At 71.8% G+C, this 2,153-nt stretch carries 2 protein-coding genes and 1 pseudogene; all 3 read left to right on the forward strand.

The window, feature by feature from the left end:
- Positions 1–1,022 (forward strand): molybdopterin-dependent oxidoreductase (locus G6020_RS11630; RefSeq protein WP_182610742.1); only part of this gene is annotated, 1,022 nt, incomplete at its 5' end.
- Positions 1,023–1,096: 74 nt separating this feature from the next.
- Positions 1,097–1,678: an ECF RNA polymerase sigma factor SigK gene (gene sigK / locus G6020_RS11635; RefSeq protein ID WP_042329923.1), complete on the forward strand. Its 582-nt coding sequence runs from the start codon at positions 1,097–1,099 to the stop codon at positions 1,676–1,678.
- Positions 1,675–2,153: pseudogene (locus G6020_RS11640) on the forward strand (anti-sigma factor); the annotation flags it as partial. The gene sigK and the pseudogene G6020_RS11640, both read left to right, overlap by 4 nt.

Consider the following 2,153-nt stretch of genomic DNA (forward strand, 5'->3'; position numbering starts at 1 on the left):
CGGGCGCGACCGGGGTGGCACTGACCCGCCGCGCGGCCGACGCGCTCGCCGAGCGCACGGGCCTCCAGCTGCCACGGGTGTTGAGCCGCAACGCCGCCCCACCGGTCCCGGAGGGGATCGTTCCCGATGCCCCCGGGGTCACCCCGTTCCTCACGTCCAACGAGGACTTCTACCGCATCGACACCGCGCTGCGCGTCCCCGCGCTGACCACCGCGGACTGGCGGCTGCGGATCCACGGGATGGTGGAGAGGGAGATCGAACTGGACTGGCAGTCACTGACGAGCCGGGAGTTCCTGGACCGGATCGTCACCCTGACCTGCGTGTCCAACGAGGTCGGCGGCAACCTCGCCGGCAACGCGACCTGGACCGGCTTCCCGATCGCCGAACTGCTCGCCGAGGCCGGCCCCCTTCCCGAGGCCGACATGCTGCTCTCGACCTCCGTCGACGGGTGGACGGCGGGCACCCCGCTCGAGGCCCTCACGGACGGCCGGGACGCCCTGCTGGCCGTCGGGATGAACGGCGAACCCCTGCCGCTCGAGCACGGGTACCCGGTCCGGCAGGTCGTGCCCGGCCTGTACGGCTACGTCTCCGCCACCAAGTGGGTGGTGGACTGGGAGGTCACCCGATTCGACCGCGCCAGCGCCTACTGGACGGACCGGGGGTGGGGTGAGCGGGGACCCATCCTCACCGCGAGCCGGATCGACAGGCCCGCCCCCCTGGCCCAGCTGGAGCCCGGCCCCGTCGTGGTGGCCGGGACGGCATGGGCCCAGCGCCGGGGCATCGACCGGGTGGAGGTGCAGGTCGACGACGGTCCGTGGAACGAGGCGACGCTCGCCGAGGAGTACTCGATCGACACCTGGCGAATGTGGTCGTGGACCTGGGACGCCGAGCCCGGCCTGCACACGCTGTCGGTCCGGGCGACCGACTCGACCGGTGAGGTGCAGACGGAGACCCGACAACCGCCGATCCCCACCGGGGCCACGGGCTGGCACAACCGCACGTTCCGGGTGTCGGGGACATGACCGTCCTCGACACACCCCTCCTCACCACCCGCCCGTCCCGTGCGTTCGGACCACCTCGCATTAGACTGTCCCCCGTGTCCGAGCCCACCGCCCCGTCGCTGGCCGATCCGGGGCGCCTCCTGGAGCTCTCCGCGGCCGGGGATCTCGATGCCTTCGCCCGCTTCTACGACCTCATGGCGCCCCGTGTGCACGGTCTCGCACTCCGGGTCCTGCGCGACCCCGGGTACGCCGAGGAGACCGTCCAGGAGGTGTTCCTCCAGGTCTGGAAGCAGGCCTCGGGGTACAGCCCCAAGCTTGGCTCGGTCCATTCCTGGGTACTGACCATCGCCCACCGGCGAGCGGTGGACAGGGTGCGGTCCGAGAGTTCCGCGGCCCGGCGCGACGAGGCGGACGCCGCCGCGGGGATCACGCACTCCGGCGACATCGCCGATCAGGTGACCGAGGAGATCACCCGGGAAGAGGACGCCGCGGACATCCGTCGATGTCTCGGGGAACTCACCGAGAACCAGCGCGAGTCCATCGAGATGGCGTACTTCTCCGGGTTGACCTACCGGGAGGTCGCCGACCAGCTGGGGTCCGCACTGCCCACGATCAAGTCACGAATCCGCGACGGCCTGCGCCGTCTCAAGAGCTGCCTGGGAGGTGAGCTGTCATGACCGTCCGACACCACGATCATCCGGAGTCCCCGGACACGGTTCATCCCGAGGACCTCGACCTCTACGCCCTGGACGCGCTGGACCAGGAGGAGGCGGACGCCGTCGAGCAGGCGCTCGTCGCCGCGACCCCGGATCAACGCAGCTCGATGCTGGCCCACATCCGGTCCACGCGGGAGGTCGTGGCCGATCTGGTGGCCGACGCCGACCTCGACGTCCCGCCGCCGCCATCCCTGCGTACCAGAGTGCTCGACCTGGTCACGGCGGAGGCCGGGACCGGACACGATGCACCCACCCCGGATGCCGACGACACCGGGGGCGCGGCGGTGGTCGACCTGAGCCGGATGCGCGAACGCCGGCGCCCCGGGACCTGGACCTTCCTCGCCACCGCGGCGGCGGCCATCGTGTTGGTGGCCGCGGGGGTGACCATCGGGCGACTGACGGGCGACGCGGGACCGGAGGACAAGCTCCCGGTCGC

The sequence above is a fragment of the Dietzia sp. B19 genome (assembly GCF_014145155.1).
GTDB lineage: Bacteria > Actinomycetota > Actinomycetes > Mycobacteriales > Mycobacteriaceae > Dietzia > Dietzia natronolimnaea.